The following is an 18,177-nucleotide window of genomic DNA, read 5'->3' on the forward strand; positions in this document are numbered from 1 at the left end:
CTTCAGCCCAATTTTCGCTCTTTTTCCAGCCGCTTGGCCCAGGCCTTGGCCTGAGCCGCCACGTTCTTCGGCGCGGTACCGCCAAAACTGGTCCGGCTCTTCACCGACGATTCGACCGAGAGCACGCCGAGCACATCCTTGGTGATCCTGGGCTCGATCGCCTGCATCTCCTTGAGCGGCAGCTCGTGCAGCGCGACACCGCCCTCGGCGGCCTTGGCGACGATGCGGCCGGTGACGTGGTGGGCGTCGCGGAACGGCATCTTCAGCGTCCGCACCAGCCAGTCGGCGAGATCGGTCGCGGTGGCATAGCCCTCGCCTGCGGCGGCCTGCATCTTGGCCTCGTCAGGCTCGAGGTCGCGGACCATGCCGGTCATGGCGCGGATCGCGAGCGACAACGCGGCAAAGCCCTCCATGGCGCCCTGCTTGTCCTCCTGCATGTCCTTTTGATAGGCGAGCGGCAGGCCCTTCATCACGATCAACAGACCATTGAGCGCGCCGATGACGCGGCCGGTCTTGGCGCGCACGAGCTCGGCGGCGTCAGGATTGCGCTTCTGCGGCATGATCGAGGATCCAGTGGTGAACTTGTCGCTGAGGCAGATCAGGCCCACCAGCGGTGAGGTCCAGATCACGATCTCCTCGGCGAAGCGCGACATGTGCACGGCGCAGATCGAGGCCGCCGACAAGGTCTCCAGCACGAAGTCGCGGTCGGAGACCGCATCGAGCGAGTTCGCCATCGGGCGATCGAAGCCGAGCGCCTTCGCGGTGGCGTGCCGGTCGATCGGGAACGAGGTGCCGGCCAGCGCGGCGGCGCCGAGCGGCGATTCGTTCAGTCGCTTGCGCGCGTCCTGGAAACGGCCGCGGTCGCGCGCGGCCATCTCGACATAGGCGAGCAGATGGTGGCCGAAGGTCACGGGCTGCGCGGTCTGGAGATGCGTGAAGCCGGGCATCACGGTCGCGGCATGTTCGAGCGCGCGATTGACCAGCGCGGCCTGGAACGCGGCGAGCGCGGCATCGGTCTCGTCGAGGACATCGCGGACGTAGAGACGGAAATCGGTCGCGACCTGGTCGTTGCGCGAGCGCGCGGTGTGCAGGCGGCCGGCGGCGGGACCGATCAGCTCGGACAGACGGCTCTCGACATTCATGTGAATGTCCTCGAGCGCGCGCTTGAACGTGAAGCCGCCCTTGCCGATCTCTGACAAAATCGTGTCTAGACCCTTGCCGATATTTTTCGCATCAGAGGCCGTAATGATGCCCTGCGTGGCAAGCATCGCGGCGTGGGCCTTGGACGCGGCAATGTCCTGGGCGAAGAGGTGACGATCGACGTCGATGGAGACGTTGATCTCTTCCATGATCTCATCGGGACGTTCCGAGAACCGGCCGCCCCACATCTTGTTGCTCATGATCCCCTGCTCACGCCTTGCCTTGCCGCAGATTTGCTGGCCGCAGCCAGCCGTATTAAGAGGCCTCTGATAGCCATATCTGCGACCGGATGACAAACGATATGCTCGACAGGAAGCCCTCCGCCACGCGCCGGATCCCCCTCGTCATCGCCACTGTGGCGGTCGGCGGGCTGGCCGGCTTTGCCGCGCTGTATGGGCTGGGCCTCAGCCGGTCGCCGTCAGGCGATCCGACCTGCAAGCCGGCGGTGGCGACGGCCTTGAGGATCGCTCCGCTTGCCCATGGCGAGGTGGCCGCGCTGACCATGGCAAGCGCACCCCTGAAGCTGCCCGATCTCACCTTCGAGGATTCCGACGGCAAGGCGAGAAAGCTGTCCGATTTCCGCGGCAAGACGCTGCTGGTGAACCTCTGGGCCACCTGGTGCGTGCCCTGCCGAAAGGAGATGCCGGCGCTGGACGAGCTCCAGGGCAAGCTGTCGGGCCCGAATTTCGAGGTGGTGGCGATCAATATCGATACCCGCGACCCCGAGAAGCCCAAGAGCTTCCTGAAAGACGCCAATCTGACCCGGCTGGGCTATTTCAACGACCAAAAAGCCAAGGTTTTCCAGGATCTTAAGGCCATAGGCCGGGCCCTGGGCATGCCGACCTCGGTGCTGGTCGACCCGCAGGGCTGCGAAATCGCGACGATCGCGGGGCCGGCGGAATGGGCGAGCGAGGACGCGCTCAAGCTGATCCGGGGCGCATTGGGCCCGGCGGCCGCGTCGTTCTAAGAGGTGATGTCTTAAGCTGTGACGTTGAGATTGCCGCCGACGCCAGCGCCGACATTGGCAAGCGACGGCTGACCCGCGCCGAGCAATGTCAGGACGGTGGATTTCTCCATATCCGCGTTCTGCTTCATCAGCGTCGCCGAGATATTCGACTGCAGCGCGCCTTGCTGAGAGGCCAGCATGGTGCTGACCATTGCCATCATGTCCATTACGCGAACCCTATTTACGGGCGCAGCCTAGAGGCGATGGGTTAATGCGACATGAATCGTCACAGTGCCGTAGGGTGGGCGCGGCCCGTGTCCCGGACGCGGCGCCGCATGCAATGACGCGACGCAGAGCCGGGACCCATGCTTCAGCGCGCAGGCCGTCTCTGGGCCCCGGCTCTGCAGCGCTTCGCACTGCGTCCGGGGCACGAAACCAGCCTACCTTGTCGGAACCGGCTTGGCGCCGCGGTAATCGTAGAACCCGCGCTGGGTCTTGCGGCCGAGCCAGCCGGCCTCGACGTATTTCACCAGCAGCGGGCACGGGCGGTACTTGGAGTCGGCGAGGCCCTCGTGCAGGACCTGCATGATCGAAAGACACGTATCGAGGCCGATGAAATCGGCGAGCTCCAGCGGGCCCATCGGATGGTGCGCGCCAAGCTTCATCGCCGCGTCGATCGCCTCGACGTTGCCGACGCCTTCATACAGCGTGTAGATGGCCTCGTTGATCATCGGCAGCAGGATGCGGTTGACGATGAAGGCCGGGAAATCCTCGGAGACCGCGACCTGCTTGCCGAGCTTGGCGACGAATTCCTTGGACGCCTCGAACGTGGAATCGTCGGTAGCGATGCCGCGGATCAGCTCCACCAGCTCCATCAGCGGCACCGGATTCATGAAGTGAATGCCGATGAAACGCTCGGGCCGGTCGGTGGCGGCAGCAAGCCGCGTGATCGAGATCGATGACGTATCGGAGGCGACGATCGCCTCGGGCTTCAACACCGCGCAGAGCTCGTGGAAGATCTTGCGCTTGACCTCTTCCTTCTCGACCGCAGTCTCGATCACGAGGTCGCAGTCGGCGAGGTCGTCGAGCTTTTCGGCGAGCTTGATGCGCGCCATCGCCTTGGATTTGTCGTCCTCGGAGACGGCCTTCTTGGAGACCTGGCGCGCCAGATTGCCGTTGATGGTGGCCATGCCCGACTTCAGGCGGTCGGCCGAGACATCGTTGAGCACCACATCGAAGCCGGCCAAGGCCGCGACATGCGCGATGCCATTGCCCATCTGCCCCGCGCCGATCACGCCGACCTTCTTGATCACTGCCGCCATAATGTCATCCACCGGAACGGCGCGCATATCGCGCCTGCCTAATCCCCTGAGCCGGGGGGTCTGATTTAATCAGAAGCTTGATCTAACCAGAATCTCGGCTCGAAACCTAGATTGGATCGCTCCCCCGGCGTGCCCCACGCCAAAGAAAACGCCTCGAAAAAGAAAAACCGGCCGGAGTGTACCACTCCGGCCGGTGTTCTTATCGCGTTTTTACTTGCCGAGCTTGGCGAGCGCGTCGGTGAGCTCAGGAACCGCCTGGTAGAGGTCGGCGACCAGGCCATAATCGGCAACCTGGAAGATCGGCGCGTCCTCGTCCTTGTTGATCGCGACGATCACCTTGGAGTCCTTCATGCCGGCCAGATGCTGGATCGCCCCGGAAATGCCCACCGCGACATAGAGCTCGGGGGCCACGACCTTGCCGGTCTGGCCGACCTGCCAGTCGTTCGGCGCATAGCCGGCATCCACCGCGGCGCGCGAGGCGCCGACGCCGGCGCCGAGCTTGTCGGCGAGCGGCTCGATGTACTTGGCGAAGTTCTCGCGGCTCTGCATGGCACGGCCACCGGAGACGATGATCTTGGCCGAGGTCAGCTCGGGACGGTCGCTCTTGGCGACTTCCTCGCCGACGAAAGACGACAGGCCGGGATCCGCTGCCGCCGCCACGTTCTCGACCGGCGCGCTGCCGCCTTCACCCGCTGCGGCGAAGGTGGAGGTGCGGACCGTGATGACCTTCTTGGCGTCCTTCGACTTCACCGTCTGGATGGCGTTGCCGGCATAGATCGGACGCTCATAGGTATCGGGGGCGACCACCTTGATGATCTCCGAGACCTGCATGACGTCGAGCAGAGCTGCGACGCGCGGCATCACGTTCTTGAAGCGCGAGGTCGCAGGCGCAACGATCGCGTCATAGGACGGGGCCAGCGAGACGACCAGCGCGGCCAGCGGCTCGGCGAGATCGTGCGCGTACAGCGCACCATCGGCGAGCAGCACCTTCTTGACGCCGGCGAGCTTGGCGGCGGCGTCCGCGGCGGCCTTGGCACCCTCGCCCGCCACCAGCACCTCGACATCCGCACCGAGCGCGGCGGCCGCGGTGAGGGCCTTGTTGGTCGTATCCTTCAACGACGCATTGTCGTGTTCGGCAATCAGAAGCGTCGTCATCAGAGCACCCCGGCTTCGTTCTTGAGTTTCGACACCAGCTCGGCGACGTCCTTGACCTTGACGCCCGCCTTGCGGCCCGACGGCTCAGTCGTCTTGAGAACCTCGAGCCGCGCGGCGATATCGACGCCATAATCGGCGACGGTCTTCTCCGCGATCGGCTTCTTCTTCGCCTTCATGATGTTGGGCAGCGAGGCGTAGCGCGGCTCGTTGAGACGGAGATCAGTGGTGACGATCGCCGGTCCCTTCAGCTTCACGGTCTGCAGACCCCCATCGACTTCGCGGGTGACCTTGAAGTCGGAACCTTCGACCTCGAGCTTCGAGGCGAAGGTCGCCTGCGACCAGCCGAGCAGCGCGGCCAGCATCTGGCCGGTCTGATTGCTGTCGTCGTCGATCGCCTGCTTGCCGAGAATGATCAGGCCCGGCTGCTCTTCTTCGGCGATCTTCTTGAGGATCTTGGCAACGGCGAGCGGCTCGACGGTGCCCTCGGCCTTCACAAGGATGCCGCGATCGGCGCCCATCGCAAGACCGGTGCGGATCGTCTCCGACGCCTGCGCCGGTCCGATGGAGACCACCACGACCTCGGTCGCCTTGCCGGCTTCCTTCAGGCGCAGCGCTTCCTCGACCGCGATCTCGTCGAACGGGTTCATGGACATTTTGACGTTGGCGAGTTCAACGCCTGATCCGTCGCTCTTGACGCGGACCTTGACGTTGTAATCGACCACCCGCTTTACCGGCACCAAGACCTTCATCGATCCTCTTTCACTCAATTTGGGAGGGGGTTATCAACTGGCGCGGAACCTAAAGGCCTGATCCGGCCCGGTCAACGCGCGACAAGGCCAAATTTTAGACCTTGGAAATGCTGACCTCAATGGGTCAGCGGTTCTGGCCTGGAACCCAGAGCACGTCGCCGGCGCCATTATGATTGGCGGCGCGGCTGGCCACGAACAGGAAGTCCGACAGGCGGTTCATATACTGGATGCCAGCAGCGCCGACCGGCTCGCCGGGCCGGGCCGCCAGTTCCACCATCACCCGTTCCGCCCTGCGGCAAATCGTGCGCGCGACGTGGAGGTAGGCGGCGGCCGGCGTGCCACCCGGCAGCACGAAGGAGGTGAGCGGCGAGAGCTTGTCGTTGAGCGCGTCGATGTCGCGCTCGAGCCGCTCGACCTGGCTCGCCACCACCCGCAGCCGTTCCGCTTTGCCTTTGTCCTTGTCTTGGCGCTCGGGCACCGCCAGATCGGCGCCGAGATCGAACAGATCGTTCTGGATGCGGCCGAGCATGGCGTCGAACTCGGGCATGTCGTGGGTGTGGAGCCTGACAACGCCGATCGCGGCATTGGTCTCGTCCACGGTGCCATAGGCTTCGATGCGCAGATCGTATTTCGGACGGCGCTCGCCAGAGCCGAGCGCCGTCGTGCCGTCGTCACCGGTCTTCGTATAGATGCGGTTCAGTACCACCATGTTCAGCGCCCCATCGCCCAGACCGCGAGCATGGCGATCACGATCGCCACGAACTGAAGCAGCACGCGCCAGCGCATCAACTTCTGCGAGGTGTTGGGCGAACCGCCGCGCATCATGTTGACGAGACCGAGCAGCAGCACCAACGCCACGGCGCCGGCTGCCACCGGCAGGATGAAAGTACTCAGAAGGGATGCCATTGGGGGGTGATAACACCGTGCGCGCTGGTCCGCCATGGCGTTCCCGATCTGGCTTTTAAGCCAATAATATCAGATGGTAGCGAGATGATTTCCGATTTGCGCGCGTCGCCTGTCTTCTTCGCCTCTCCCCGCGCGCGGGGAGAGCGAGCAGTACAGGGCAAGCTGTGAAAGCCATCCGCACCATCTATGTCGTTGGGATGGATGCGTTCTACACGTTCCTGGCCGATGACGGCTGGGCGATCGCGAGCCATATCGCGCTGTCGACGCTGATGGCGCTGTTCCCGTTCCTGATCGTGCTGACCTCACTCGCCGGCTTCTTCGGCTCCAAGGAACTCGCCGACCAGGCAGCCGAGCTGATGCTCCAGGTCTGGCCCAAGCAGGTGGCCGACTCGCTCTCGGGCGAGATCCACGACGTGCTCACCACCACCCGCACCGGCGTGCTGACGATCGGCGCGGCGCTGTCGGTCTATTTCGCCTCCAACGGCGTCGAGGCGCTGCGCGTCGCGCTCAATCGCGCCTATGCCGTGGTGGAGATGCGGCGCTGGTATTGGCTACGGCTGGAATCGATCGGCTATACGCTGGTCGCCGCCTTCACGGCACTCGCCATGGCGTTCCTGATCGTGCTCGGCCCCCTGATCATCGCAGCGGCACGGCAGCATATCCCGCTGTTCGTCGAATCCAACGAGAGCATCCTGACCTGGCTGCGCTACGGCATCACCGTCGGCGCGCTGGTGGTGGCGCTGATCATTCTGCACGCGTGGCTGCCGGCGGGCCGGCGCGGCTTCCTCCAGATCATGCCCGGCATCGTCTTCACCATCGTGGCGTCGCTGATCTCCGGCATCGTATTCGGCCAGTACCTGGCGCGCTTCGCCAACAACTACGTGACGATGTATGCGGGGCTGGCCTCGGTGATCATCGCGCTGGTGTTCCTGTACTTCATCGCCGCGATCTTCGTTTACGGCGGCGAGCTCAACGCGGCGATCATCAAGTCGCGGCTTCCTCACGGCGTCTCGCTTCAAGCAGCGCAGTCGCTAAAGCACGCGGAGACACAGGCTTGACCAGGAAGGCGTCGGCGCCGGCCTCGCGCGAGGCCGCCTCGTCCTCGCCGCGGCCGGACACGCCGATGATGGGGATCTGAGCGAGCGGCGTCTGCATCGTGCGAATCCGCCTGATCGCCTCGACGCCGTCGATGCCCGGCAAGACCATGTCCATCAGCACCGCGTCGAACGCGCCCTGCGCGAGCCGGTTCACCGCATCCTCACCGCGCCCGATGAACTCGGCATGATGGCCGAGCTCGGTCAAAATGGTGTTGAGCACGACGCGGCCGAACGGATTGTCCTCGACGCTGAGCACGCGCATCGCGGTGACCGCATCCGCCTCGGCCTTCGCCTTGCGGGATTTAGGCGATCCCGTCGCATCCAGCGATATCGTCAAGGTGAAGGTGGCGCCGCCGCCGCGTCGCGGCGCGACCGAGATGTCGCCCCCCATCGCGCGCGCCAATTGCTTCACCGAGGAGAGCCCGAGCCCGGCGCCGCCGAAGCGCGAGGCGATGGTGACATTGGCCTGGGTGAACGGGCGGAACAGCCGCTTGATCTCGGCCATGGTCAGGCCAATGCCGCTGTCGGACACCGCGAAGGCAACGCCGGCCCTGCCCTTTGTCTTGCCTTTGGCCGGGCGCCAAGGCGTAACCGCGAGCGCCACGCCGCCCTGGTCGGTGAACTTCACCGCATTGTCGATCAGGTTCTCGAGCGCGGCGCGCAGCCGGACGGGATCGCCGACAACCAGCCCCGGCAGCTTTTCGGAGATCTCGACCTGGGCCTGGAGGCCCTTGGCCGCGGCGCGCCCGGCCAGCGAATCGCCGGCGCTGCGGGCCAGCGTCCTGAGGTCGAACAGATCCTGCCGCAGCGCGCTGCCGCCCTTCTCGGTGCGGGCTGCATCCACGAACAGGGTGGCGAGGCTCGCCAGATGCTCGGCGCCGGCCTTGATGGTGTCGGCCCAACGCCGCTCCCGCTCGCCGAGATCGGAGGTCGCGAGCAGGTCGCTGATCGCCAGAATACCGGTCAGCGGGGTGCGGACCTCATGGGCGAAGGCGGCAAGCGCCGCCTGGACCACGTCAGGCGCGTCCGCCTTGGTGCTGCGCTTGCGCACCTTCGCAGCTGGGCCGGACCGCTTCCGAGCCACTCGCTTGGACGTCCGCGTAGTGCGCGCTGCGCGCGTTTTCGCCGCCATAATTCCCCTTCGAAGTATCCCCTTCGAACCTCGGGCCGTCAGGCGAGCATGGCACGGCGGAACACCCGGAGTCACGGCGGCGTTTGGCTAACCCCCAGAGAAACTTAACCTAATCCCACCAGCTGGCGGATACCGGCAGGCGAGACGCCGGCGTCGCGCAACTCCCGCAAACCGGTCGAGCGGCTCGATTTCGACAGCTTCCGCCCCGCCTCGTCGCGAATCAGGGCGTGGTGGCGGTAGACGGGTTCCGGCAGGCCGAGCAGGATCTGGAGCAGACGGTGGACCGAGGTGGCGTGAAACAGGTCCTGGCCGCGCACCACCTCGCTGACGCCCTGGAGGGCGTCGTCGACGACGACGGACAGATGGTAGCTGGTCGGCGTCTCCTTGCGGGCCAGGATCACGTCTCCCCAGGCCTCGGGCCGCGCGGGGACGGTACCACACTCACCATCCGGCCCTTTGTCCAGCTCATGCCAGGTCAGGCCCGAGACGCGCTGGCAGGCGGCCGCCATGTCGAGCCGCAGCGCGTAAGGCGCACCGGACGCGATGAGCCGGTCACGCTCGTCAGCCGACAGCGATTTGGCATCACCTGGATAGAGCTGCGCACCATCGGGATCGCGCGGCCACGGGCCGGCGGCTTCGCGCGCGGCGACGAGCTTTGCGATCTCGGCACGGCTCTCGAAAGCGGGATAGACGAGGCCGAGCGCCGAGAGCTTCTCCAGCGCGGCGCGATAATCGGCCAGATGCTCCGACTGCCGCCGCACCGGCGTTGCCCAGGCAATCCCGAGCCAGGCAAGATCCTCCTCAATCGCCGCCTCATATTCCGGCCGGCAGCGCGTCGCGTCGATATCCTCGATCCGCAGCAACAACCGCCCGCCGGTCTGTTGCGCGCGGTCGGCGTTCAGCAGAGCGGAATAAGCGTGGCCGAGATGCAGGTGACCATTCGGGCTCGGGGCAAATCGGAAAACGGGTGGCATCATATGACAATATCTCGTCATGGCCGGGCTTGACCCGGCCATCCATCTCCCAGGACTCTGTTACGATAGGAGATGGATGCGCGGGTCAAGCCCGCGCATGACGAGTTGAGCAAACAATGACCATCCACCTCGAAACCCAGTCCGATCTCGAAGAAGCCGTCCATGCGCTGATCAAGCGCGACCCGCGCCTGAAGCCCGTGCTCGAAATCGCCGGCATGCCGGCGTTGCGGCGGCGCGAGCCCGGCTTTGCGGGGCTGGCGCACATCGTTTGCGGGCAGCAGCTTTCGACTGCGAGCGCCGCAGCGATCTGGGGGCGGCTGTCGGCCGCGTTCGATCCGTTCGACCATGAGGCGGTGCGCCGCGCCCGCACCGACCGGCTGGGGCGGCTTGGCCTCTCCGCGGCCAAGATCAAGACGCTGAAGCATCTCGCGCGCGAGATCACCGCGCAGCGGCTGAACCTCGACGTGCTCGCCGAAGAGGACGCCGAGGCCGCGCACCACACGCTGATCACGCTGCCCGGCATCGGTCCGTGGACGGCCGATGTCTATCTGCTGTTCTGCCTCGGACACGGCGATGCCTGGCCGGCCGGCGACATCGCCGTGCAGGAGGGGATCAAGGTCGGCCTGGGGCTCAAGGCGCGGCCGACGGAAAAACAGATGGCGCCGCTCGCCGAACCCTGGCGACCGCTGCGCGGAGCGGCTGCGCATCTGTGGTGGAGCTATTATCGCGTCATCAAGAAGCGCGAAGGCGTGCTTCCGGGATCAAACTAGCCCCGCAGCCGCTCGCGATCGGCGCGGGCGCATTCCGCGACGAAATCGACGACCGCCCGCACCGCGGACAGCTCGACCAGATCAGGATGGGCGAGCAGCCAGAGATCGGCGACGCTGACGAGCTTTTGCGGCGCGACGCGGACCAGGTCCGGATAGCTCTCCGCGACGAAGCAGGACAGCGCGGAGATGCCGATCCCGGCGCGCACCGCCGCGAGCATGTCACCCTGCGACGAACAGCGCATCACGACGGCGCCCTGGCGCGTGATCGCGTTGCTCCAGCGCGCCAGCTGCACGTTCGAATCCTGATCGGCAAAGCCGATGACGCTGTGCCCTTTCCACTCGCCGCTGCGCTCCGGCAAGGAGCGGCCGGCGGCATAGTCGCGCGAGGCATAGAAGCCGGTGCCGAGACGGCCGACCCTGCGGCCGACCAGATTTTCCTCGCCGCTGTCGACCGGCCGCAACACGACGTCGGCCTCGCGGCGGCGCACGCTGGCCGGAAACGGATGGGTGATGATCTCGAGCCGGATGTGGTCATGCTCGTTCAGGAACGATCGCAGCCGCGGCATCAGCCAGTGCGAGGCCAGCGTCGCGCCGATCGACAGCTTGACCGTGCCGCGCGCCTTGCGCCCGCCGGCGCCGACGGCGGCCTCGGCCCGGAGCGCGGCGGCCGCCATCGCCTCCGCATGCTCGCGCAGGGTCCGGCCATCGGCGGTGAGCACAAATCCATCAGCGGCACGCGCCAGGAGCTTGGTGCCGAGCTGCGCCTCCAGCGCGGCGATCTTGCGACTGACGGTCGGATGGCTGGCATGCAGACGCTTTGCCGCAGCGGTGAAGCTGCCGGTATCGGCGACCGCGACGAAGGTCTTGCAGAGATCCCAATCCACCGCCGGCTCCGTCCAAATCTGAATATACGCTTGTTCAATATTGAACGATCCCCTGCCCGCCGTCCAACCCTATAGTGGGGTCAAACCGCCGGGCGGCGGACACCCCGCCGGCGCGACAATCGACATGGAAGCGCTCACAATCGGCCGACAGGCCGGCGACGCGCGTCGTCAGGAGGATCGGATGGCACTGCCCGCTCTGCTCAAGAACAATCTGGAACTGCCCGTCGTCGGCTCGCCCCTCTTCATCGTCTCCGGACCGGAGCTGGTGATCGCGCAATGCAAGGCTGGCGTGGTCGGCTCGTTTCCCGCGCTCAATGCCCGTCCGGTCGATAAGCTCGACGAGTGGCTGAGCCGCATCGAGGACGAGCTCGGCGACTTCAAATCGCGCAATCCCGGCAAGAAGGTCGCGCCCTACGCCGTCAACCAGATCTGCCATGCCTCCAACGACCGGTTGATGAAGGACATGGAGATCTGTGTAAAGCACAAGGCGCCCATCATCATCACCTCGCTGCGGCCGCCGGCGGAGATCGTCGAGGCCGCGCATTCCTATGGCGGGCTGGTGTTCCACGATGTCATCAACGTCAAGCATGCGCGCAAAGCCGCGGAGCAAGGCGTCGACGGCCTGATCCTGGTCTGCGCCGGCGCGGGCGGACATGCCGGCATGCTCTCGCCCTTTGCGCTGGTACGCGAGGTCAAGCAATGGTTTGGCGGCGCGATCCTGCTGTCGGGCGCGATCAGCGACGGTTTCGGCATCGCCTCCGCGCTGACGCTGGGCGCCGACCTCGCCTATATGGGCACGCGCTTCATCGCGACGCAGGAAGCCAATGCCGACGAGGCCTACAAGTCCGCGTTGACGCAGCACGCGGCGCACGACATCGTCTACACCAACCTGTTCACCGGCGTGCATGGCAATTACCTCGGGCCGTCGATTGCAGCCGCCGGGTTGGACCCGGACAATCTCCCGGTCGCCGACAAGACGAAGATGAATTTCGGTTCCGGCGGCAACATGAAATCCAAAGCGTGGCGCGACATCTGGGGCTCGGGCCAGGGCATCGGCCAGATCCTGGATGCGCCTCCGGTTGCCGAGCTCGTCGACCGGATGAAGGGCGAATTCGATCAGGCGCGGCAGGATTTCCTGATGCGCGCCAGCGCCTGACGTTTCAAACTGATAAAAAAGACAACCGGGAGGACATCATGAAGCTGGCAGCCGCACTGATCGGCCTGTCGTTGCTGACGCTTGCCGCCGGCAACACCCATGCCGAAGGCGCCGACGAGATCCGCATCGGGCAGACCCTGCCCTATAGCGGCCCGGCCTCCGGCTTCGGCACGATCGGACGAACGCAGGAGGCGTTCTTCGAGAAGGTCAACGCCGAGGGCGGCATCAACGGCCGCAAGGTCAAGTTCATCACACTGGACGATGCCTACTCGCCGCCGAAGACGGTCGAGCAGACCCGCAAGCTGGTCGAGCAGGACGAGGTGCTGATGATGTTCGGCTCGCTCGGCACCGCCACCAACAGCGCCGTGCAGCGCTACCTCAACGCCAAGAAGGTGCCGCAGTTGTTCGTGCTCTCTGGCGCCACCAAATGGGCCGATCCGCAGAAGAACCCGTGGACGATGCCCGGCATGGCCGCCTACGAATCCGAGGGCGTCGTCTACGCCAAATACATCCTGCAGGCCAAGCCCGACGCGAAAATCGCGATCCTGTCCCAGAATGACGATTTCGGCCGCGACTATGTCGCGGGCTTCAAGCGCGCACTCGGGCCCAAGGCCGCCAGCATGATCATCGCGGAAGCGAGCTACGAGACCAGCGCGCCGACGATCAGCTCGCAGCTCTCGACGCTGAAAGCGTCAGGCGCCAACGTGCTGTTCGGTGTCGTGCTCGGAAAATTCACCTCGCAGGCGATCAAGGGAGTGGCCGAGATCGGCTGGAAGCCGGAGCTGTTCTTCGTGCCGACGTCGGCGTCGTCGATTTCGTTCCTCGAGCCAGCCGGGCTCGACAACGCGGTCGGTCTGATCTCGTCGAGCAACCAGAAGGACACGATGGACCCGCAATGGGCCGACGATCCCGGCGTGAAGGAATATTTCGCCTTCATGAAGCAGTACATGCCGACTGCGGACCTCTCCAACTCCAACTATGCCGCGGGCTATCACTATGCGACGCTCCTGATGACTGTGCTTAAAGCGTGCAAGGACGACGTCAGCCGCGACAACATCATGCGACAGGCGGCCTCGCTGAAGGAGATCAAGTTGCCGCTACTGCTGCCGGGCATGGCTGTGACGACCGGCCCCGATGATTATCTGCCGTTCCAGCAGCTTCAGCTCCGCCGCTTCAACGGCAAGAGCTGGGTCGGGTTTGGCGACGTGCTGGATGATCGCTAGGCTCAAGCGAAACAAGGACACGCCATGATCATCAGCGGCGAACGCCGGATCGGCTATGACGAGATCCAGGCCCGCATCCGGCGGGCCGCAAGCGGGCTTCGCGGGCTCGGCCTCGCCGAAGGCGCTCCTGTCGCCATGATGCTGCGCAACGATTTCGCGCTGTTCGAGGTGGTTGCGGCTTCCGCCGCGCTCGGCAGTCCGGTGGTGCCGATCAATTGGCATCTCAAAGCCGAGGAGGTCCGCTACATCCTGGCCGACAGCGGCGCAAAGATCCTGGTCTGTCATGCCGATCTGCTGCCGCAGATCCGTTCCGGCCTGCCGGCGGACGTCCGCCTCCTCGTCGTCGCAACACCGCCCGAGCTTGCGGCGACATTCGCGATTCCCCCTGATGTGACCGAGGTCCCGGCCGGACTGACCGATTGGGACAGCTGGCGCGACGGCCATCCGGAAACGCAGGAGCCGCCGCGCCGCGCCGCTGCGATGATCTACACCTCGGGGACCACGGGCATGCCGAAAGGCGTGCGGCGCATGCCAATGCAGCCCGAACAGGCGGCAGCCGCCGAGCGCGTCGGCGCGATCGCCTATGGCATCAAGCCGCGAGACAACCAAATCGTGCTGATCAACGGGCCGATGTATCACTCGGCACCACATTCCTACGGCATGCTGGCGTTCCGCAGCGGCTGCCCCATCGTCCTTCAGGCGCGGTTCGACGCGGAGGAACTGCAGGCGCTGATCGAGCGCCATCGCGTGACGCACATCCACATGGTGCCGACCATGTTTGTCCGGCTGCTGCGGCTGCCCGATGCGATCAAGCAGCGCTACGACCTCTCGTCGCTGCGCTTCGTCGTGCACGGCGCCGCGCCCTGCCCGCCCGAAATCAAGCGCGCCATGATCGATTGGTGGGGGCCGGTCATCAACGAATATTTCGGCTCGACCGAGACCGGCATCCCGGTGTGGCACTCGGCCGAGGAGGCATTGAAGAAGCCGGGCACAGTCGGCCGCGTCATCGAAGGCGGCATTGTCAAAATCTTCCGCGACGACGGCAGCCTCTGCGCCGCCAACGAAATCGGCGAAATCTACATGCGCCAGACGGCGGTGCCCGATTTCGACTATCACGGCAAGGCACAGGCCAGGGCGGAGGCCGGTCGCGACGGTCTTATCAGCGTCGGCGACGTCGGATATCTCGACGAAGACGGCTACCTGTTCCTGTGCGACCGCAAGCGCGACATGGTGATATCGGGCGGCGTCAACATCTATCCCGCCGAGATCGAGAACGTGCTGATCGGAATGCCGGGCGTGCGCGACTGCGCCGTATTCGGCATCCCCGACGTTGAATTCGGCGAACGGCTGTGCGCCTTTGTCGAGCCTGAATCGGATGCCGTGATCTCGGCCACCGCCGTTCAATTGTTCCTGCGCGAGCGATTAGCCAATTTCAAGGTGCCGAAAGACGTCGAGTTCCGCGACGCGCTGCCGCGCGAGGCAACAGGGAAGATATTCAAGCGCAAGCTGCGGGAGCCTTATTGGGCGAACCACCCCTAACGGGCCCCGAACGAACAGTGTTTAAAACTATGTTGCGGTTGCAAACGCCGCGCTCATGAAGGATTGAGATGCCGGCGCGGATACGAGCCGGGATCGACATCATGACAGCCACCGATTTCATCGTTGCGCGAGACGATTTCGAGAACTGCAAGACGATCGCAACGGAACTGCCCGCAGCCGACGCGCTGCCGCAGGATGCGCTGCTGGTGCGGGTCGACCGCTTTGCGCTGACCGCCAACAACATCACCTATGCCGTGCTCGGTGACGAGCTGAAATACTGGCAGCTGTTTCCAGCACCACAGGGCTTCGGCAACATTCCGGTGTGGGGTTTTGGCGAGGTGGTCGCCTCGCAACATCCTGATGTCCCCGTGGGCGAGCGCCTGTTCGGCTATTTCCCGATGGCGACGCATCTCGTGATCGAGGCCACTGAGGTCAGCAAGCGCGGCCTGCGCGACGGCGCCGCACATCGACAGGGCGTGGCACCGGTCTACAATGCCTATGCGCGTGTCAGCGGCGATCCTGCTTATGCCGGACGGCAGGGCGACTACCAGGCGCTGCTGCGGCCGCTGTTCATGCTGTCGTTTCTGGTCGACGACTTCCTGGCCGAGAACGGCGATTTCGGCGCGCGCACAATGCTGCTGTCGAGCGCCTCGAGCAAGACGGCATTCGGGCTCGCTCATCTCTTGCATACGCGGGGACGCAGGGTGATCGGCCTGACGTCATCAGGCAATACCGGCTTCGTCACCTCGCTCGGCTGCTACGGCGAGGTCGTCACCTATGACCGCGTGATGTCGCTGCCATCGGACGAGCCGGTCGCCTTCGTCGACATGGCTGGCAACAGCGCGCTCCGCACCGGACTGCACCAGCACTTCGCCGAGCAGATGAAATGCTCGGTGCGCGTCGGTTTGACGCATCGCGCCACCGAGCCTGACGAAGGCGAGCTGCCCGGAGCAAAACCGCGCTGGTTCTTTGCCCCCGACCACATCCGCAAGCGTGCCAAGGAATGGGGCCCGGGCGGGATCGAGCAGCGCTTTGGCGCGGCATGGTCGGGCTTCGCGCCGCGACTGGAGAGATGCCTGAGTGTGGTCGAGAGCCACGGACCGGAGGCGGTGCGGCAGGTTTATCTCGACACACTGAAGGGGCGCATTCCGCCGGAGCAGGGCCACATGCTCTCACTGCTCGGGTAAGGCGCTTTCGACGACCCGAGAACCGGTATAGCGTTCGAGCTCAGAGGAAACGCCGCGAAGACGGCTATGAGGTCGCGCATGCTGGACAGGACGAAGGATATCTCCGTCGCCGCTCAAGCCTGGCTCGATGAATTCGAGCGCACGCTGGGCAAGCCTGATCGCGCAGCGCTCGACCGCCTGTTCGTTGTCGAATGTTTCTGGCGCGACGTGCTGGCGCTGAGCTGGAATCTGCAAACGATCGCTGGCCGCGATGAGGTCTCACAAGCGCTGGCCGCGCTCGCAGCCAAAGCTGCACTCGCCAATTTCAAGATCGCGCCGAACCGCGCGCCGCCGCGCTGGGTGACGCGTGCCGGGACCAACAACATCGAAGCCATCTTCACCTTCGAGACGACGCTCGGTCGCGGCAGCGGCATCCTGCGGCTCATATCCGATGCCGCCGACGGCGACCGCCTGAAGGCGTGGACGGTGCTCACCGCACTCGACGAGCTGAAAGGCTTCGAGGAGCAACTCGGCATCTCACGGCCGCGCGGCCAGGCCTACTCACGCGATTTCCGCGGACCGAACTGGCTCGATTTGCGCAACGCCTCCCGTGACTACACCGATCGCGATCCGGTCGTGCTGGTCGTCGGCGGCGGCCAGGCCGGGCTTGCGATCGCGGCGCGGTTGAAGCAGTTGAAGGTCGACGCGCTGATCGTCGATCGCGGAACGCGGATCGGCGACAATTGGCGCAAGCGCTATCACGCGCTGACCCTGCACAATCAGGTGCAGGTCAATCACATGCCCTACATGCCGTTCCCGCCGAACTGGCCGACCTATATCCCCAAGGACAAGCTCGCCAACTGGTTCGAGGCTTACGTCGATGCGATGGAGCTGAATTTCTGGACAGACACTGAGTTCGAAGGCGGTGCTTACGACGAGACGAAAGGCCGCTGGACGGTCACGCTGCGGCGCGCCGACGGCAGCAAGCGGACCATGCATCCACGCCATGTGATCATGGGGACCGGCGTCAGCGGCATCGCCAACGTGCCGAATATTTCGACGCTGGACAATTTCAAGGGCACGCTGCTGCATTCGAGCCGCTACGAGGACGGCGAGAACTGGGCAGGCAAGCGCGCCATCGTCATCGGCACCGGCAACAGCGGCCACGACATCGCGCAGGATCTGTATTCCAGCGGCGCCGACGTGACGCTGATGCAGCGCTCGCCGACTCTGGTCACCAATATCGAGCCCTCGGCGCAGCTGGCCTATGCGACCTACAATGAGGGCACGCTCGAGGACAACGACCTGATCGCGACCTCGATGCCGACGCCGCTCGCGAAGAAGACACATGTGATGCTGACGGAGCAGTCCAAGGAGCTCGACAAGGAGTTGCTCGACGGCCTCCGCCGCGTCGGCTTCAAGCTCGATTTCGGCGAGGCCGGTACCGGCTGGCAGTTCAAATACCTCACCCGTGGCGGCGGCTATTATTTCAACGTCGGCTGCTCCAATCTCATCGTCGAGGGCGCGATCAAGCTGAAACAGTTCGCCGACATCGAAGGCTTCACGGCTGACGGTGCGCGGATGAAGGACGGCACCACCATCGCGGCTGATCTCATCGTGCTCTCGACCGGCTACAAGCCGCAGGAATACCTCGTGCGAAAGCTGTTCGGCGACGGCATCGCCGATCGCGTCGGCCCGGTTTGGGGTTTTGGCGACGGCCTTGAGCTGCGCAACATGTATGCCCGCACGAAACAGCCCGGCCTGTGGTTCATCGCCGGCAGCCTCGCGCAGTGCCGCATCAACTCGAAATATCTCGCGCTCCAGATCAAGGCGATCGAGGAAGGGATTTTGGGACGTGAGGCGGGCACGGCTTAAGCCTCTCGTCATTGCTGTGCAAGTCCACTAATTCGCTGATCGAGAGATTTCGGTTTTGGCGGCGGCAAAATCTTTTGGAGACT

At 64.9% G+C, this 18,177-nt stretch carries 17 protein-coding genes and 1 pseudogene; 8 read left to right on the forward strand and 10 right to left on the reverse strand.

Annotation, left to right across the window (positions count from 1 at the left end; all coding sequences use genetic code 11):
• Positions 1-2: 2 nt before the first annotated feature.
• Complete coding sequence (argH, locus tag AC1RR3_RS24785; protein WP_492825701.1) at positions 3-1,400, reverse strand: argininosuccinate lyase; 1,398 nt, start codon at positions 1,398-1,400, stop codon at positions 3-5.
• 101 nt (positions 1,401-1,501) lie between these two features.
• Between argH and tlpA the strand changes: the two genes are divergently transcribed.
• Positions 1,502-2,167, forward strand: coding sequence for a thiol:disulfide interchange protein TlpA (tlpA, locus tag AC1RR3_RS24790; protein WP_492825727.1), 666 nt, complete (start codon positions 1,502-1,504; stop codon positions 2,165-2,167).
• An 11-nt stretch (positions 2,168-2,178) separates the two neighbouring features.
• On the opposite strand, the gene AC1RR3_RS24795 is transcribed toward tlpA, so the two are convergent.
• The 6 genes from AC1RR3_RS24795 to AC1RR3_RS24820 all read right to left on the reverse strand — a co-directional run bounded on the left by AC1RR3_RS24795 (position 2,179) and on the right by AC1RR3_RS24820 (position 6,278).
• On the reverse strand, positions 2,179-2,373 hold the full coding sequence (locus AC1RR3_RS24795; RefSeq protein ID WP_492825702.1) for a hypothetical protein: 195 nt from the start codon (positions 2,371-2,373) through the stop codon (positions 2,179-2,181).
• A gap of 213 nt (positions 2,374-2,586) precedes the next feature.
• Positions 2,587-3,468, reverse strand: a complete 882-nt coding sequence (locus AC1RR3_RS24800; protein WP_492825703.1) for a 3-hydroxybutyryl-CoA dehydrogenase — start codon at positions 3,466-3,468, stop codon at positions 2,587-2,589.
• 210 nt (positions 3,469-3,678) lie between these two features.
• Positions 3,679-4,623, reverse strand: coding sequence for an electron transfer flavoprotein subunit alpha/FixB family protein (locus AC1RR3_RS24805; RefSeq protein ID WP_492825704.1), 945 nt, complete (start codon positions 4,621-4,623; stop codon positions 3,679-3,681).
• Positions 4,623-5,372: an electron transfer flavoprotein subunit beta/FixA family protein gene (locus AC1RR3_RS24810; protein WP_492825705.1), complete on the reverse strand. Its 750-nt coding sequence runs from the start codon at positions 5,370-5,372 to the stop codon at positions 4,623-4,625. The genes AC1RR3_RS24805 and AC1RR3_RS24810 overlap by 1 nt, the downstream gene beginning before the upstream one ends.
• Positions 5,373-5,496: 124 nt before the next feature.
• Complete coding sequence (locus tag AC1RR3_RS24815) at positions 5,497-6,081, reverse strand: cob(I)yrinic acid a,c-diamide adenosyltransferase (RefSeq protein WP_492825706.1); 585 nt, start codon at positions 6,079-6,081, stop codon at positions 5,497-5,499.
• A 2-nt stretch (positions 6,082-6,083) separates the two neighbouring features.
• On the reverse strand, positions 6,084-6,278 hold the full coding sequence (locus tag AC1RR3_RS24820) for a twin transmembrane helix small protein (RefSeq protein WP_014491643.1): 195 nt from the start codon (positions 6,276-6,278) through the stop codon (positions 6,084-6,086).
• A gap of 164 nt (positions 6,279-6,442) precedes the next feature.
• Here AC1RR3_RS24820 and AC1RR3_RS24825 point away from each other — a divergent pair, with 164 nt between their 5' ends.
• On the forward strand, positions 6,443-7,336 hold the full coding sequence (locus AC1RR3_RS24825) for a YihY/virulence factor BrkB family protein (protein WP_492825707.1): 894 nt from the start codon (positions 6,443-6,445) through the stop codon (positions 7,334-7,336).
• On the opposite strand, the gene AC1RR3_RS24830 is transcribed toward AC1RR3_RS24825, so the two are convergent.
• The gene (locus AC1RR3_RS24830; protein WP_492825708.1) at positions 7,263-8,507 is read right to left on the reverse strand and encodes an ATP-binding protein; all 1,245 of its coding nucleotides are present in this window, start codon (positions 8,505-8,507) and stop codon (positions 7,263-7,265) included. The genes AC1RR3_RS24825 and AC1RR3_RS24830 overlap by 74 nt on opposite strands.
• 104 nt (positions 8,508-8,611) lie before the next feature.
• Positions 8,612-9,481 (reverse strand): tRNA glutamyl-Q(34) synthetase GluQRS, encoded by an 870-nt coding sequence (gluQRS, locus tag AC1RR3_RS24835; protein ID WP_492825728.1) that lies wholly within the window; start codon positions 9,479-9,481, stop codon positions 8,612-8,614.
• A gap of 116 nt (positions 9,482-9,597) precedes the next feature.
• On the opposite strand from gluQRS, the gene AC1RR3_RS24840 reads away from it, so the two are divergent.
• Positions 9,598-10,251, forward strand: coding sequence for a DNA-3-methyladenine glycosylase family protein (locus tag AC1RR3_RS24840; protein WP_492825709.1), 654 nt, complete (start codon positions 9,598-9,600; stop codon positions 10,249-10,251).
• Here AC1RR3_RS24840 and AC1RR3_RS24845 read toward each other — a convergent pair.
• The gene (locus AC1RR3_RS24845) at positions 10,248-11,135 is read right to left on the reverse strand and encodes a LysR family transcriptional regulator (protein WP_492825710.1); all 888 of its coding nucleotides are present in this window, start codon (positions 11,133-11,135) and stop codon (positions 10,248-10,250) included. The genes AC1RR3_RS24840 and AC1RR3_RS24845 overlap by 4 nt on opposite strands.
• A 181-nt stretch (positions 11,136-11,316) precedes the next feature.
• Between AC1RR3_RS24845 and AC1RR3_RS24850 the strand changes: the two genes are divergently transcribed.
• The 5 genes and pseudogenes from AC1RR3_RS24850 (at position 11,317) to AC1RR3_RS24870 (ending at position 18,094) form a co-directional block, all read left to right on the forward strand.
• The gene (locus AC1RR3_RS24850) at positions 11,317-12,291 is read left to right on the forward strand and encodes an NAD(P)H-dependent flavin oxidoreductase (RefSeq protein ID WP_492825711.1); all 975 of its coding nucleotides are present in this window, start codon (positions 11,317-11,319) and stop codon (positions 12,289-12,291) included.
• A 38-nt stretch (positions 12,292-12,329) separates the two neighbouring features.
• Positions 12,330-13,514: an ABC transporter substrate-binding protein gene (locus AC1RR3_RS24855; RefSeq protein ID WP_492825712.1), complete on the forward strand. Its 1,185-nt coding sequence runs from the start codon at positions 12,330-12,332 to the stop codon at positions 13,512-13,514.
• Between the two features lie 15 nt (positions 13,515-13,529).
• Positions 13,530-15,053: pseudogene (locus tag AC1RR3_RS24860) on the forward strand (acyl-CoA synthetase); the annotation flags it as partial.
• Between the two features lie 101 nt (positions 15,054-15,154).
• Positions 15,155-16,240 carry a DUF2855 family protein gene (locus AC1RR3_RS24865; RefSeq protein WP_492825713.1) on the forward strand — a complete coding sequence of 362 codons (1,086 nt, stop codon included), beginning with the start codon at positions 15,155-15,157 and terminating at the stop codon, positions 16,238-16,240.
• Positions 16,241-16,318: 78 nt separating this feature from the next.
• Positions 16,319-18,094 (forward strand): flavin-containing monooxygenase, encoded by a 1,776-nt coding sequence (locus AC1RR3_RS24870; RefSeq protein ID WP_492825714.1) that lies wholly within the window; start codon positions 16,319-16,321, stop codon positions 18,092-18,094.
• The last annotated feature ends 83 nt before the right edge of the window (positions 18,095-18,177 follow it).

This window comes from Bradyrhizobium sp. GW821-FHT13H05 (assembly GCF_058804065.1).

What these genes read in the sequence shown, in the direction of transcription:
- tlpA (WP_492825727.1), top strand. Translation starts at nt 1,502, where the DNA reads ATGCTCGACAGGAAGCCCTCCGCCACGCGCCGGATCCCCCTCGTCATC.
- AC1RR3_RS24820 (WP_014491643.1), bottom strand. Translation starts at nt 6,278, where the DNA reads ATGGCATCCCTTCTGAGTACTTTCATCCTGCCGGTGGCAGCCGGCGCC.
- gluQRS (WP_492825728.1), bottom strand. Translation starts at nt 9,481, where the DNA reads ATGCCACCCGTTTTCCGATTTGCCCCGAGCCCGAATGGTCACCTGCAT.
- AC1RR3_RS24855 (WP_492825712.1), top strand. Translation starts at nt 12,330, where the DNA reads ATGAAGCTGGCAGCCGCACTGATCGGCCTGTCGTTGCTGACGCTTGCC.
- AC1RR3_RS24800 (WP_492825703.1), bottom strand. Translation starts at nt 3,468, where the DNA reads ATGGCGGCAGTGATCAAGAAGGTCGGCGTGATCGGCGCGGGGCAGATG.
- AC1RR3_RS24795 (WP_492825702.1), bottom strand. Translation starts at nt 2,373, where the DNA reads ATGGACATGATGGCAATGGTCAGCACCATGCTGGCCTCTCAGCAAGGC.
- AC1RR3_RS24815 (WP_492825706.1), bottom strand. Translation starts at nt 6,081, where the DNA reads ATGGTGGTACTGAACCGCATCTATACGAAGACCGGTGACGACGGCACG.
- argH (WP_492825701.1), bottom strand. Translation starts at nt 1,400, where the DNA reads ATGAGCAACAAGATGTGGGGCGGCCGGTTCTCGGAACGTCCCGATGAG.
- AC1RR3_RS24810 (WP_492825705.1), bottom strand. Translation starts at nt 5,372, where the DNA reads ATGAAGGTCTTGGTGCCGGTAAAGCGGGTGGTCGATTACAACGTCAAG.
- AC1RR3_RS24805 (WP_492825704.1), bottom strand. Translation starts at nt 4,623, where the DNA reads ATGACGACGCTTCTGATTGCCGAACACGACAATGCGTCGTTGAAGGAT.
- AC1RR3_RS24870 (WP_492825714.1), top strand. Translation starts at nt 16,319, where the DNA reads ATGCTGGACAGGACGAAGGATATCTCCGTCGCCGCTCAAGCCTGGCTC.
- AC1RR3_RS24865 (WP_492825713.1), top strand. Translation starts at nt 15,155, where the DNA reads ATGACAGCCACCGATTTCATCGTTGCGCGAGACGATTTCGAGAACTGC.
- AC1RR3_RS24840 (WP_492825709.1), top strand. Translation starts at nt 9,598, where the DNA reads ATGACCATCCACCTCGAAACCCAGTCCGATCTCGAAGAAGCCGTCCAT.
- AC1RR3_RS24850 (WP_492825711.1), top strand. Translation starts at nt 11,317, where the DNA reads ATGGCACTGCCCGCTCTGCTCAAGAACAATCTGGAACTGCCCGTCGTC.
- AC1RR3_RS24830 (WP_492825708.1), bottom strand. Translation starts at nt 8,507, where the DNA reads ATGGCGGCGAAAACGCGCGCAGCGCGCACTACGCGGACGTCCAAGCGA.